This is a genomic window from Parvibaculum sp. (assembly GCF_019635935.1).
Classification (GTDB): Bacteria; Pseudomonadota; Alphaproteobacteria; order Parvibaculales; family Parvibaculaceae; genus Parvibaculum.
Genome location: NZ_JAHBYN010000001.1, coordinates 261,230 through 274,797 on the forward strand (window position 1 = coordinate 261,230; position 13,568 = coordinate 274,797).

Consider the following 13,568-nt stretch of genomic DNA (forward strand, 5'->3'; position numbering starts at 1 on the left):
AATCTCAGGGAGGAGTTCCATGTCGAACGCAGCCACGGGCGAAGGCATCGGCCAGCCGGTTCGCCGCAAGGAAGATTTCCGCTTCATCACCGGAAACGGCCACTACACCGATGACATCGCGAGGCCTCGCCAGACCTGGGCTTGTTTCCTGCGCTCGCCACATGCGCATGCGAAAATCCGCAAGATCGACACGAAGGCGGCCGAGGCCGCGCCGGGCGTCGTCGCCATCTTCACCGGCAAACACGTCGCCGACGACGGTCTGGGCGGTCTGATCTGCGGTTGGACCGTCACCTCGAAGGACGGTACGCCGATGAAGGTCGGCCCGCACCCGATCCTCGCCCTCGACACAGTGCGTTATGTCGGCGACCACGTCGCAATGGTCGTCGCCGAAACGCTGGCCGAAGCGCGCTCCGCCGCCGAGATGATCGATGTCGACTACGAAACGCTCCCTGCCGCCGTCGCCCTCGCCACCTGCCAGTCGAAAGACGCGCCACAGGTCCACCCCGAAGCGCCGCGGAACACCTGCTTTGAATGGGAACTTGGTAACAAGCCCGAAACCGAAGCCGCCTTCGCGAAGGCCGATAAAATCGTCAAGCTCGACCTGACCAACAACCGCCTGATCCCGAACGCGATGGAGCCCCGCGCCGCCATCGGCGAATACGACAAGGGGAGCGGCGTCTACACGCTGCACACGACGAGCCAGAACCCGCATGTCGCGCGCCTCGTGCTCTCGGCCTTTGTCGGCGTCGCGCCCGAACACAAGCTGCGTGTCATCGCACCGGATGTCGGCGGCGGTTTCGGCTCAAAGATTTTCATTTATGCGGAAGAAACCGCCTGCGTCTGGGCCGCCGCGAAAGTCGGCCGCCCGATCAAATGGACGGCCGATCGCTCGGAGGCCTTCCTTTCGGACGCGCATGGCCGCGACCACCTGAGCCATGCCGAACTGGCGCTCGACAAGAACGGAAAGTTCCTCGCCCTGCGCGTCAAGACCGTCGCCAATCTTGGCGCCTATCTCTCGACTTTCTCGGCCTCCGTGCCGACCTATCTCTATGGCACGCTGCTTTCGGGCCAATACGACATCCCGGCAATCTATGTCGAGGTCGACGGCGTCTACACCCACACCGCCCCCGTCGACGCATATCGCGGCGCCGGCCGCCCGGAAGCCACCTATCTCATCGAACGCATCGTCGAAACGGCGGCGCGCGAAACCGGCATCGACCCCGCCGAGATCCGCCGCCGAAATTTCATCCGCACCTTCCCGCACCAGACGCCGGTCATCATGGCCTATGACGCCGGCGACTATGAAGCTTCGCTCGATGCCGCCATGAAAGCGGTCGACCACAAGGGTTTCCCGGCGCGCAAGGCCGAAGCCGAAAAGCGCGGCAAGCTGCGCGGCCTCGGCTTCTCTTCTTATATTGAAGCCTGCGGCATCGCCCCGTCCGCCGCTGTCGGTTCGCTCGGTGCCGGCGTCGGCCTGTGGGAAAGCGCCGAAGTGCGCGTCAATCCGACCGGCAATGTTGAAGTGTTGACCGGCTCCCACAGCCACGGCCAAGGCCATGAAACGACCTTTGCCCAGCTTGTCGCCTCCCGCCTCGGCATTCCGATGGAGCAGGTCGAGATCGTGCATGGCGACACCGACAAGGTGCAGTTCGGCATGGGCACCTATGGCTCGCGCTCCGGCGCCGTCGGCATGAGCGCCATCGTCAAGGCGCTCGACAAGATCGAGACCAAGGCGAAAAAGATCGCCGCCCATCTGATGGAAGCCGCCGTCGAGGACATCGTCTTCGAGAACGGCACCTTCACCGTGCAGGGGACGGACAAGTCACTCGCATGGGCCGAACTTGCCCTCTCCGCCTACACGGCGCACGGCTTTCCCTCGGCCGAAATCGAACCCGGCCTCAAGGAAGGCGCCTTCTACGACCCGACCAACTTCACCTTCCCGGCCGGTTGCCACATCTGCGAAGTCGAGATCGACCCGGATACCGGCGTCACCCGCATCGTCAATTTCGTCGCGGTCGACGATTTCGGCACCATCATCAATCCGATGATCGTCGAGGGTCAGGTGCATGGCGGCATCGCACAAGGGATCGGTCAGGCGCTGCTCGAACACGGCATCTACGATCCGGCGTCCGGACAGCTCGTCACCGGCTCCTACATGGATTACTGCATGCCCCGCGCCGACGATTTGCCGAGCTTCAATCTCGGCTTCACGAAAACCGTCTGCCCATCCAATCCGCTTGGCATGAAGGGCTGCGGCGAAGCCGGCGCCATTGCCTCGCCGCCCGCCATCATCAACGCCGTTACGGATGCCCTCGGCATCCGCGACATCGAAATGCCGGCGACGCCTGCCCGCGTCTGGGCGGCCATCCAGTCCCGCCCGCGCGCCGCCGCCGAATAAGGAGAGCCCGATGTACCAGTTCAACTACGTCCGTCCGAAGTCGCTCGCCGAAGCCGAGGCGCTGCTCGCAAAGGCCGACGATCCGAAACTTCTGGCCGGCGGTCAAACGCTGATCCCGACGCTGAAACAGCGCCTCGCGATGCCGAGCGACCTGATCGACATTGGTGGCCTGAAGGAACTCGACTTCATCCGCGCCGAAGGCAACGCCGTGATGATCGGCGCGGCGACGAAACATGCGACGGTGGCCCAATCGCCCGATGTGAAGAAGCACAGTCCGGCGCTGGCCGCCCTCGCCGAAGGCATCGGCGACCCCGCCGTCCGTCACATGGGCACCATCGGCGGGTCGATCGCCAACAACGATCCGGCATCCGACTACCCGGCGGCCTGCCTTGCGCTCGACGCGAAAATCCACACCACGAAGCGCCTGATCGAAGCCGACGAATTCTTCAAAGGCATGTTCGAAACGGCGCTTGAAGACGGCGAGATCGTCAAGGAGATCACCTTCCCGCACCCGGAAAAAGCCGCCTACATGAAGTTCCCCAACCCTGCCTCGCGCTATGCGATGGTTGGCGTCTTCGTTTCGAAGGGTCCGTGGGGCATCCGTGTCGCCGTCACCGGTGCGGGTCAGGACGGCGTCTTCCGGGTCAAGGAAATGGAAGACGCGCTGACCAAAAGCTGGTCGCCCGACGCGGTCGCCGGCATCAAGGTGCCCGCCAAGGGCCTCAACGCCGACCTCCACGGCACCGCCGAGTACCGCGCTCATCTGATTACCGTCATGGCGAAGCGCGCCGTGGCGGCGGCCGGCTGATTTTGCGGACCCGGCCGTTCGGGCATAGATTGAAGCGATGAACCTGCCTTCCACCATCGACGAAACCGTCGAGTTGCTGGCGCGCGGCGCCTATGTCGCCGACCGCTCGCTGGCAACCGTCATTTTTCTCGCCCTCAAGATGGGGCGCCCGCTGCTGCTCGAGGGCGAGGCCGGCGTCGGAAAAACCGAAATCGCCAAGGTGCTGGCCGAGGCGCTCGGCCGCCGCCTGATCCGCCTGCAATGCTACGAAGGTCTCGACACCGCGGCGGCCGTCTATGAGTGGAATTATCAGGCGCAGATGATCGAAATTCGTCTGGCAGAGGCCGAAGGCGTCGAGGACCGTTCGGAACTCGGCAAGGACGTTTTCTCCGAGCGCTTCCTGATCCGCCGTCCGATCCTGCAGGCGCTGGAACCCGCCGTCGAAGGGCCGCCGGTGCTGTTGATCGACGAACTCGACCGCACCGACGAACCTTTCGAGGCTTACCTTCTGGAAGTGCTGTCGGACTTTCAGGTGACGGTGCCCGAGATCGGCACCATCAAGGCCGCGCATCCGCCCATCGTCGTCGTCACCTCGAACCGCACCCGCGAAATCCACGACGCGCTGAAGCGGCGCTGCCTCTTCCACTGGGTCGACTATCCCGATGCGACGCGCGAACTTGCGATCCTGAAACTGAAGGCGCCGAAAACGCCGGACAACCTCTCCCGCGACATCGTGGCCTTCGTTCAGAAGCTGCGCGGCCTCGACCTCTACAAGAGCCCCGGCATCGCCGAGACGATCGACTGGGCGGAAGCATTGACCGCACTCGACGCCGTCGCGCTCGACAAGGAACTGGTCAACGACACGCTGGGTGCGCTGCTGAAATATCAGGACGACATCGCCCGCGTCGCCGGCAGCGAGGCCGCCCGCCTCCTCGAAGAAATCAGGATGGCGGCGCGGGCCGCCGACTGACATGGGCCGGCTCGCCGAAAATATCGTCCACTTCGCCCGCGTGCTGCGGCGCGCCGGGCTTCCGGTCGGCCCGCGCCAGGTACTCGACGCGGTCGAGGCGGTCGAGGCGGCCGGCATCGGCGCGCGATCCGATTTCTACTGGACCCTTCATGCGACGCTGGTGAAGCGCCGCGACCAGCACCACCTCTTCGATCAGGCGTTCCATGTCTTCTGGCGCGACCCGAAGCTGCTCGACCGGATGATGGCGCTGATGCTGCCCGAGATCGCGACGCCGCCCGATGCCGCGCGCGAGGAGCAAAGCCGCCGCCTCGCCGAAGCGCTTTTCGGCGACGGCAGGCCGCGCGAAACGGCCGAACCCGACATCGAAATCGACCGCAGCGAAACCTTCTCGGCCGAGGAGTTGCTGCGCCACAAGGACTTCGAGCAGATGTCGGTGGCCGAGCTCGCCGAAGCCAGGGCGGCCATCGCCCGTCTGCGCCTGACGCAGGACGACACCCGCATCCGCCGCACGCAACCCGCAGCCCGCGGGCCCATGATCGACATGCGCGCCACCTTGCGGGCGAGCCTGCGTGCCGGCGGCGTCATCCCCTTGAAGCGTCGGACCTTTCGTCACCGCCGCCCGCCGCTGGTCGTGCTCTGCGACATTTCCGGATCGATGTCGGCCTATAGCCGCGTCTTCCTGCATTTCCTGCACGCGCTGACCAACGACCGCGACCGTGTCCACATATTCCTCTTCGGCACCCGCCTGACCAATGTCACCCGCGAGCTCCGCCACCGCGATGTCGACGAGGCGCTGGCGCGGGTCGCCGCGAAGGTCGAAGACTGGGACGGCGGCACCCGCATCGGCGAGACGTTGCGCCGTTTCAACATCGACTGGGCCCGGCGCGTGCTCGGACAGGGTGCGACGGTGCTGCTGGTGACCGACGGCCTCGACCGCGATGCGGGCGAAGGTGTCGGCCCCGAAATCGCGCGGCTGCACCGCCGCTCGCGCCGCCTGATCTGGCTGAACCCCCTCTTGCGCTACGAGCGCTTCGAACCGAAATCATTGGGGATAAGGGCGCTGTTGCCGCATGTCGACGAGTTCCGTCCGGTCCACAACATCGCCTCGCTGACGGCGCTGATCAAGGCGCTTTCCGCCACGCCGAAGCCCGAAAGGAAAGCCGCATGAACGGCCAAAACATCAGCGACGACAACGTGTTGGAGGATGCAGCCAACTGGCGGGCGCAGGGCCGCAAGGTCGCCCTCGCAACCGTCATCGAAACCTGGGGCTCGGCGCCGCGCCCGACCGGCAGCCAGCTCGCGATCCGCGACGACGGCAGCTTCGTCGGCTCGGTTTCGGGCGGCTGCATCGAAGGCGACGTGGTGACACGCGCGCTTGAGACGCTGACCAGCGGCAAACCGGAAATCCTCGAATATGGCGTTTCCGATGCGATGGCCTGGGAGGTCGGGCTCGCCTGTGGCGGCCGCATCCGCGTCATGGTCGAACCGGTGACAGGCTGAAATGGACACCGGAATCCTTGCACAACTGGTCGAAGACCGCGCCGCCAAGCGGCCTGTGGTGTTGGCAACACGGTTAACAGATGGATTCGGAAAACTCGTCTATCCAACTGAAAAACAAGAAGAAAACTGGTTAATTAAAGCATCGCATGAAGTGCTGGCGAGCGACCGCGCGGCCATCGTCGCCGGGCCCGATGGCGACTGGTTCCTCAATCCCTTCAATCCGCCCTTGCGCCTCATCATAGTCGGCGCGGTTCACATCGCGCAGCCGCTGGCGCGCATGGGCCAGCTCGCTGGCTACGATGTGACGGTGATTGACCCGCGCACCTCCTTCGCCTCCGAAAACCGCTTTCCGGACATCGACTTGCGCCACGACTGGCCCGACGAGGCAATGGCCGCCCTCGCCCCCGACACACGGACGGCGGTGGTCACGCTGACCCACGACCCGAAGCTCGACGACCCGGCGCTGCAGGCCGCGCTCAAAAGCGCCGCCTTCTATATCGGCGCGCTCGGCTCGAAGAAGACGCATGCGGCCCGCGTTGCGCGGCTGAAGGCGGCGGGCTTCGAAGACATTGATATTGCTCGCATTCACGGGCCGGTCGGCCTGTCGATCGGTGCGAAGAGCCCCGCCGAGATCGCCATCTCGATCATGGCGCAAATCACGGAGACCTTGCGCCAATGATCTTCGGCGAGATGAAACCGGAAGAAGCCGAAGGCGCGATCCTCGCCCATTCGCGCAAGGTCGGCAGCGAAACCTTCAAGAAAGGCAGGCACTTGAGCGCCGCCGATGTCGCGGCGCTGAAAGCGGCGGGCGTCGCCACCGTCATTGCCGCGCGCCTCGAAGCGGATGATGTGGCGGAAGACGAAGCGGCCGAAGCGCTCGCCAAGGCATTGGCCGGCAAACACATTCGCGCCGCCGCCCCCTTCACCGGCCGCGCCAATCTCCATGCGGAAGCCGGCGGCATCGTTGAAATCGACGCCGCGCGCATCGTCGCGATCAACGCCATCGGCGAGGCGATCACAGTGGCAACGCTCGCACCGCATGAAACCGTCACGACGCGGCAAATGCTTGCCACCATTAAGATAATTCCCTTCGCCGTGCCGCGGGCCGAACTCGACCGCGCGCTCGCCATCGCAGCCGACGGCGCAAGCGCAATGACGCTGCATGTATTCAAGCCGCACCGCATCGGCCTCGTCGCGACGCAGCTGCCGGAGACGAAGCAGAGCGTGATGGACAAAAGCCGCGCCGTGCTCGACGCACGTCTCGCCGCGATGGGAAGCACGATCGCACGCGAAATCCGCTGCGATCACAATGAGTTGGCGGTGGCCGGCGCGGTCGGCGAAATGATCGCAGCGGGGCTGTCGCCCATCCTGATTTTCGGCGCCTCGGCAACGGTCGACCGCCGCGACGTCGTGCCCGCCGGCATCGAAAAAGCCGGCGGCGCGGTGTTGCATTTCGGAATGCCGGTCGACCCAGGCAACCTTATGTTATTGGCTCGACACGATAAAACGCCGGTGATCGGCCTGCCCGGCTGCGCCCGCTCGCCGAAGCTCAACGGCTTCGACTGGGTGCTGGCGCGGCTGCTGGCCGGGCTCAACGTGACGCCCGCCGATGTCGCCGCCATGGGCGTCGGCGGCTTGCTGAAGGAGATCCCGTCGCGCCCGCAGCCGCGCGAGGGCGGCCGCACGAAAGCCGCAAGTCCCCGTGTCGCCGCGATAATTCTGGCCGCCGGCCAGTCGCGCCGCATGGGCGGACCGAACAAACTGACCATGCCGGTCGGCGGCAAGCCGATGGTCCGCCACGTCGCCGAGGCGGCGCTGGCGTCGTCGGCGGACCCGGTGATTGTTGTCACCGGCGACCGCGCGGCAGAGGTCGAACAGGCGCTCGAAGGCCTCGCTGTCATCAAACTGTCAAATAACTGTCACAAGGAGGGTCTGAGCACCTCGTTGCGGGTGGGGATAAATGGCCTGCCCGGCGAGGTGGACGCGGCGCTGATCTGCCTGGGCGACATGCCGGACATCCGTAGCCACCACCTCGACCGCCTGATCGCCGCCTTCGACCCGGATGAGGGCCGCACCATCTGCGTGCCGACCGTGAACGGCAAGCGCGGCAACCCGGTGCTGTGGGGCCGCGAATGGTTTGCGGCGATGACGGAGACCAAAGGCGACACAGGCGCCAAGCACCTGATCGGCGAACATGCCGATGCCGTCTGCGAAGTGCCGATGCCGGACGACGCGGCGCTGAAGGATATCGACACGATGGAAGAGATGGAGCGGCGGCGCGGGGCGTGACTGCCCCTCCCCTCAAAACCTGATGCGATACGTGATCTCCTGTTCGTCGAGGCGCAGGAAGAGCGTGTCGGAAATATTGAGGATCACGTCGCCCTTGCTGAATTCGAGGCGGCGGCCGGTGCTGTCATTGGCGCGTTCGACGGCCGAGCGCAACGATGTCGAGAGCGTGCCCTTGGAATGAACGCCGCCGCGCGGCGCGGCAGCCTCGGAGCGCGGCGCGAGCGTGATGCCGAGCGCGCGATGCAGGCGCAGGTCGATGGCGTTCTCGTCCGGCAGGCTTGACGGCGTGCTGAACCAGAAGGTCTGCGGCGCAAGCGGCGACAAGGGTGAGGCGAAGGAAAGCGAACCCTCCGGCAGCGGTTCATCGGACGCCGATGCCGGCGAGGCGGAAAGCGCCGCACATGCCGCGACCAGCAGGAAGAGAAGGGAAGAAGCCCAGAGCCGCTGTCGAAGCGACATCCGGGAAACCGGGGAGTGCTTCATATCCTCCAGCCCGCGGATTGGACGCGGGCTCCTCTTCAAGGTTGCCCAAATCCCCCCGCGTAGTCTCCAGAATCTGGACCCCAATTCCGGCGGGATAAAGGCCGGATTACGGCTTTTGCTTTTAATCTTAATACGGAGGAAACGGGGGACGCCGATGGGTCGCGGCGCGCGAGCCAACATCAACTGTCATCCCGGCGAAAGCCGGGATCCATGGGCGGTAGCATCAAGTGGAGAGGCACATGGACCCCGGCTTTCGCCGGGGTGACACACTCTTGTGTGGGGTCTCACCTACCCCCTGAAAATCGCCGCCGCCCGAGCGCCGAGCTTCAGCGCCGATCCGTCGCGCGCCACATCGCCCAGCATGAACACCGCATCGCCCGCGCCGGCCGGCAGCTCGAACGCCGCCGCTTCCGGCTTCTTGCCGAGATTGAAGACGCAGATGAGCTTTTCCCCCTCGCCCTCCCGCTCGAAAGCCAGCACCGGGTCGCCTGCGTCGAGAAAGCTGATCGCACCGCGCTTGAGCACCGGATGCGCCTTGCGGAGCGCGACGGCGGCGCGGGCATGGGCAAGCACCGAGTTTCCGTCCGCCTGCTGAACATCGACGGCGCGCTCGCGGTGATAGTCGGGGATCGGCAGCCATGGCGCAGCGGCGGTGAAGCCCGCTTCATGCGCGTGCCGTTCCCAGGGCATCGGCGTGCGGCAGCCGTCGCGGCCCTTCGACCACGGGAAATAGAGGTCGCCGACCGGGTCCTTGATGTGGTGCCGCTCGAGATCGACTTCCGGCAGCCCGAGCTCCTCGCCCTCGAACATCAGCACCGTGCCCTTGAGCGCGACAAGCAGCGTCAGGCCGAGCCGCGCCAGTTCCTCGTCGCCCCTGCCCCCGCCCCAGCGGGTGACCGGACGCACGATGTCGTGGTTGGAAAAGGTGACGCAGGGAAAGAGATCGGGCAGCGGCGCCAGCAATTCCTCGTAATAGCGGCGGAAGACCGCCGGCGCGAAACTCCAGTCCTCGAGAAAGTCGAACGTGTAGCCGGTGTGGAGCCGCTCCGGCCCACCCGCATAGAGACCGAACATTTCCGGCCGTTCCGAAAATTCGCCGAAGGCAAGACGGTCTTCGTACTCGTCCATCGTCGCCCGCACACGCTTCATCGCCCATTCGTTCTCGGGCATGTTGGCGTCGTGAATGTGGCGTTGCAGGCGCGGCGCATGCGCCCAGTCGAGGAAGCTGCGCTCGTCGCGCGGCAAAGGCGGATTGTCGGTCAGCGCCGCGTCATGCAGGTAGGAATTGGCGACATCGAGGCGGAAACCGTCGACGCCCTTGTCGAGCCAGAAGCGCAACACATCCATGCAGGCCGAAACGACTTCCGGGTTGTGGAAGTTGAGCTTCGGTTGGCTCTTCAGGAATTTGTGGTGGTAGTACTGCCGCCGGACCGGGTTCCACGACCATGCCGGCCCGCCAAAGGCCGAGAGCCAGTTGTTGGGCACCGTGCCGTCTTCCTTCGCGTCCGCCCAGACATACCAGTCCGATTTCGGATTGTCGGCCGAGAGCTGGCTTTCGGCGAACCACGCGTGCTGGTCCGACGAATGCGCCAGCACCTGATCGAGAATGAGCTTCATGCTGCGACTGTGAACGGCGGCCAGCAGCCGGTCGAAATCCGCCATCGTCCCCATCTCGAGCGCGATGCCGCAATAATCCGAAACGTCGTAACCGAAATCGCGATTGGGCGAGGGATAGATCGGCGACAGCCAGATCGCATCGGCGCCGAGCCCGGCGACATGATCGAGCTTTTCCTCGATGCCCCGAAGATCGCCGATGCCGTCGCCATTGGCGTCGCGAAAGCTGCGCGGATAAATCTGGTAGACAACGGCGCCCTTCCACCAGTCGGGATTTTTTTGCGTCACGGATCGGGATTCCTTGTTGGAGAAGAAGCGACATTCGGCGACGAAGGCGTATGAAGCCGACCACACACACGCATGTCATCCCGGCGAAAGCCGGGATCCATTGGTTCCCTCAGCAAGTGCGTTTGTGAACGGCGAAAGCGCCATCGCACCGTATTGAGCGCTGCGGCAAGAGGCACCGCGAGTGGGCCCCGGCTTTCGCTGGGGTGACACGGAATTTTTGACAGAGTCGTCCCCCTCAATTCAGCATCGCGATCGGCGCCAGCGTCGGTCCGATTTCGTCATGGACCACGAGGTCGGCGATTTCGTCGAGCGGGGTCGGTTCGCGGTTGAGGATGACAAGCGTCGCGCCGTTGCGCTTGGCGAGGATCGGAAAGCCCGCCGCCGGATAGACCTGCAAGGACGAGCCGATGGCCAGAAAAAGATCGCAGCCGAGCGTCGCCTCCTCGGCGCGGCGCATCTCCTCTTCCGGCATCGCCTGCCCGAAGGAAATCGTCGCCGACTTGACGATGCCCTTGCACGACTTGCAAACGGGTGCGGCGGGTGAGGCATCGTAGATCGCCTTCACTTCATGCAACTCGTGCCGCTCGCCGCAATCGAGACATTTCGCGTAAGTGCCGTTGCCGTGCAATTCGATGATGCGCTCGGCCGGCACGCCTGAATGCTGGTGCAGATTGTCGATGTTCTGCGTGATGACGTGGGAAGCCTTGCCGCTGTCCACCAGCTTTGCAATCGCCATATGCCCCTTGTTGGGCTCGGCCGCGACGATGGTCTTGTCGATCTCGAATTTCCGCCGCCAGGCCTCGCGCCGCAATTCCTCGGAACGGATGAAATCCGAAAAATCGATGGGCGACATTTTGGTCCACAAGCCGCCGGGACTGCGGAAATCGGGGATGCCCGATTCCGTGCTGATGCCCGCGCCGGTGAACACCACCACACGGTAGGCCTCGTCGATCGCCCGTTTCAGCTCGTTTGTCATGTCTCCCCGTTTTGACTTGGCACCGCCCGATGGGGGATGATGGCCGAAACCACATCATCCGGCAAAGGCTCGACATGAAATATCTGCACACGATGGTGCGCGTCGGCAATCTCGACAAGGCGCTCGAATTTTATTGCGACAAGCTCGGACTCGAAAATCTGGGCCGCTACGACAATGAGGGTGGCCGCTTCAGTCTGGTCTTCCTCGCCGCCCCCGGTCAGAAGGAAGCGCAGGTCGAGCTGACCTGGAACTGGGACGAAGAAGAACTCGGCGAAGGCCGCAATTTCGGCCACCTGGCCTATGAGGTGGAAGACATCTACGCGACCTGCGACCGGCTGGTGAAGGCCGGCGTCACCATCAATCGCCCGCCCCGCGACGGCCGTATGGCCTTTGTGCGTTCGCCAGACAACATTTCCATCGAATTGCTGCAAAAGGGCGGCGCGCTGGCCCCCGCCGAGCCCTGGGCCTCGATGCCGAATACGGGTCACTGGTAAGGCCGCTTTATGCTAGGCTTGCGTCCATGACACGCGGAAGCCTCATAGCGGCCCTGATGGCGGTGTTTCTGGCGGGACCGGGCAGCGCACTGGCCGAGCCCGCCGCGCAGTTCCACTACGGCCTCGGCGACAGCATGCGGCCGAACGTCTATGGCGCGCCCGGCTTCCAGAACCAGACACCCAACGAATGGGGCCGGCCGGGCGGTGCGCCCTCGGACGCGGTGCCTTATTCGCGCGTCTTTCCCGAACGAAGCGGCTTCGGCAGCAGCCGCGACCCCGCCCGCGATCCGCAGGGCGCCTGCCGCACCGTGATGATGAACGCGCCCGACGCGGTCGGCCGCATGGCCAACTGGCACGCCGTCGAATGCCGCGACGCGCAGGGCCAGAGCTACATCCTGCCCGGCAGCCAGACCAATCTCGGATATTACTGAGCGGATGCACAAGCGGCGGGACGATCCATGCGCATGACATCGGGCCGTTGGGCGCCTGTGTGCGCCCTACTGATCTTTCTGGCCGCTTGCGCCGAGCCCGCGCCGCGCGAAGCAGCGGACGGCATCGAGCTGACGCCGCTGCGCAGCTACGGCACGCTTGAGGCCCGCGCGATGATGTGGGCGGCCGGCCTGTCGGGCATCGGCGTCGAACACCGCGTCGATTGCTACCGGATGATCTATCGCACGCAAAGCGCCGACGGCCGCGAGATCGCGGTGAGCGGATTGCTGGCCCTGCCGCGCGGCACGACGGCGCGGCATCTGGCGAGCTTCCAGCACGGCACCTCGACATCGCGCGACCGCGTGCCCTCGGCGCTGGACGGAACGGGCGTTGCCGCCGCCATCCTCTTTGCCGGCAATGGCTATGCGCTGATCGCGCCCGACTATATCGGCCTCGGCGTTTCCGACGAGATCCACCCCTATCTGGTCGCCGAAGATGCGGGCCGCGCGGTGATCGACATGATCGCGGCGGCGCGGCGGATCGACGGCGTGCCCGGCGGTCCGGTTTTCCTTTCCGGCTTTTCGCAAGGCGGACAGGCGAGCCTCGCGGCCTTGCGCCTGCTTGAGGAGAACGGTGCGGCGGTGCTCGGCGCAGCGCCCGTGTCGAGCGCCTACGACCTGCGCAACATCTCGCTCGGCGCGGCGCTGGCCGGCGGCGCGCAATCGCATGCGCTTTATCTGGCCTACCTGGCGCGGGGATACGCCGCCCGCTACGGCCATCCGGTTGAGAGCGTGCTGACGCCCGAACATGCGGCTCTGGTGGAGGAACTGTTCGGCAATCCGCACTCACCGTCGGAAATCATCGCCGCCCTGCCCGCCGCGCCACGCACAATGTTCAATGCGGAATTTCTCGATGCTTTCGACAACGGCAAACCGAACTGGCTGCTCGACGCTATCGCGGCAAACGATGTCAGCGACTGGGGCCCCCGCGCGCCGGTCAGGCTCTATTACGGCACGGAAGATGTCGATGTCGTGCCCGAGGAAGCGTTGAACGCCGAAAGGGCGATGCGGGCAAAGGGTGCGAATGTACAGGCCGTCGATCTCGGCCCGCTGGACCACGAAAGTGCGATGCTGGCGGCTGCGCCGCTGATCCTCGCCTGGCTCGGCGAGCTCGCGGCGGCGGAAAATAATGGTACGCCCTAGGGGAGTCGAACCCCTCTTTCCAGAATGAAAATCTGGCGTCCTAACCGATAGACGAAGGGCGCACGCTGAGGCCGGGTAAACCGGCCATGAGCGGGCCTTATAAGGGGCCGGGGCGCGGCTGGCAACCCCCCGGAAACC

The 13,568-nt window shown here is 65.1% G+C and carries 13 protein-coding genes and 1 tRNA gene; 10 read left to right on the plus strand and 4 right to left on the minus strand.

Annotated elements, in window-relative coordinates; all coding sequences use genetic code 11:
• Nucleotides 1-19: 19 nt before the first annotated feature.
• Genes KF719_RS01355 through KF719_RS01385 form a run of 7 tightly spaced genes read left to right on the plus strand, consistent with a single transcriptional unit; the run spans nucleotide 20 to nucleotide 7,944 of the window.
• On the plus strand, nucleotides 20-2,398 hold the full coding sequence (locus KF719_RS01355) for a xanthine dehydrogenase family protein molybdopterin-binding subunit (protein ID WP_293506449.1): 2,379 nt from the start codon (nucleotides 20-22) through the stop codon (nucleotides 2,396-2,398).
• A 10-nt stretch (nucleotides 2,399-2,408) separates the two neighbouring features.
• The gene (locus KF719_RS01360) at nucleotides 2,409-3,206 is read left to right on the plus strand and encodes a xanthine dehydrogenase family protein subunit M (RefSeq protein WP_293506451.1); all 798 of its coding nucleotides are present in this window, start codon (nucleotides 2,409-2,411) and stop codon (nucleotides 3,204-3,206) included.
• Between the two features lie 37 nt (nucleotides 3,207-3,243).
• A complete protein-coding gene (locus KF719_RS01365) occupies nucleotides 3,244-4,155 on the plus strand; it encodes a MoxR family ATPase (protein ID WP_293506453.1) in 912 nt (303 codons plus the stop codon).
• A 1-nt stretch (nucleotide 4,156) separates the two neighbouring features.
• Nucleotides 4,157-5,323: a VWA domain-containing protein gene (locus KF719_RS01370; protein ID WP_293506455.1), complete on the plus strand. Its 1,167-nt coding sequence runs from the start codon at nucleotides 4,157-4,159 to the stop codon at nucleotides 5,321-5,323.
• Nucleotides 5,320-5,655 carry an XdhC family protein gene (locus KF719_RS01375; protein ID WP_293506457.1) on the plus strand — a complete coding sequence of 112 codons (336 nt, stop codon included), beginning with the start codon at nucleotides 5,320-5,322 and terminating at the stop codon, nucleotides 5,653-5,655. The genes KF719_RS01370 and KF719_RS01375 overlap by 4 nt, the downstream gene beginning before the upstream one ends.
• 1 nt (nucleotide 5,656) lies before the next feature.
• Nucleotides 5,657-6,334, plus strand: a complete 678-nt coding sequence (locus tag KF719_RS01380) for an XdhC family protein (RefSeq protein ID WP_293506459.1) — start codon at nucleotides 5,657-5,659, stop codon at nucleotides 6,332-6,334.
• Nucleotides 6,331-7,944, plus strand: a complete 1,614-nt coding sequence (locus KF719_RS01385; protein ID WP_293506460.1) for a molybdopterin-binding/glycosyltransferase family 2 protein — start codon at nucleotides 6,331-6,333, stop codon at nucleotides 7,942-7,944. The genes KF719_RS01380 and KF719_RS01385 overlap by 4 nt, the downstream gene beginning before the upstream one ends.
• A gap of 12 nt (nucleotides 7,945-7,956) precedes the next feature.
• On the opposite strand, the gene KF719_RS01390 is transcribed toward KF719_RS01385, so the two are convergent.
• The 3 genes from KF719_RS01390 to KF719_RS01400 form a co-directional block, all read right to left on the minus strand.
• Nucleotides 7,957-8,403, minus strand: coding sequence for a hypothetical protein (locus KF719_RS01390; protein WP_293506462.1), 447 nt, complete (start codon nucleotides 8,401-8,403; stop codon nucleotides 7,957-7,959).
• 312 nt (nucleotides 8,404-8,715) lie between these two features.
• Nucleotides 8,716-10,329: an alpha-glucosidase family protein gene (locus KF719_RS01395; RefSeq protein ID WP_293506464.1), complete on the minus strand. Its 1,614-nt coding sequence runs from the start codon at nucleotides 10,327-10,329 to the stop codon at nucleotides 8,716-8,718.
• A 235-nt stretch (nucleotides 10,330-10,564) separates the two neighbouring features.
• Nucleotides 10,565-11,305 (minus strand): Sir2 family NAD-dependent protein deacetylase, encoded by a 741-nt coding sequence (locus tag KF719_RS01400; RefSeq protein WP_293506466.1) that lies wholly within the window; start codon nucleotides 11,303-11,305, stop codon nucleotides 10,565-10,567.
• A 74-nt stretch (nucleotides 11,306-11,379) separates the two neighbouring features.
• Between KF719_RS01400 and KF719_RS01405 the strand changes: the two genes are divergently transcribed.
• The 3 genes from KF719_RS01405 to KF719_RS01415 are packed head-to-tail and all read left to right on the plus strand — an operon-like array spanning nucleotide 11,380 to nucleotide 13,430.
• Entirely contained in the window at nucleotides 11,380-11,799 is a 420-nt protein-coding gene (locus KF719_RS01405; protein WP_293506468.1) for a VOC family protein, read from the plus strand.
• Nucleotides 11,800-11,825: 26 nt separating this feature from the next.
• A complete protein-coding gene (locus KF719_RS01410) occupies nucleotides 11,826-12,230 on the plus strand; it encodes a hypothetical protein (protein WP_293506470.1) in 405 nt (134 codons plus the stop codon).
• A gap of 27 nt (nucleotides 12,231-12,257) precedes the next feature.
• On the plus strand, nucleotides 12,258-13,430 hold the full coding sequence (locus KF719_RS01415) for a lipase family protein (protein WP_293506472.1): 1,173 nt from the start codon (nucleotides 12,258-12,260) through the stop codon (nucleotides 13,428-13,430).
• On the opposite strand, the gene KF719_RS01420 is transcribed toward KF719_RS01415, so the two are convergent.
• Nucleotides 13,418-13,492, minus strand: a tRNA-Glu gene (locus KF719_RS01420). The genes KF719_RS01415 and KF719_RS01420 overlap by 13 nt on opposite strands.
• Nucleotides 13,493-13,568 lie beyond the last annotated feature (76 nt).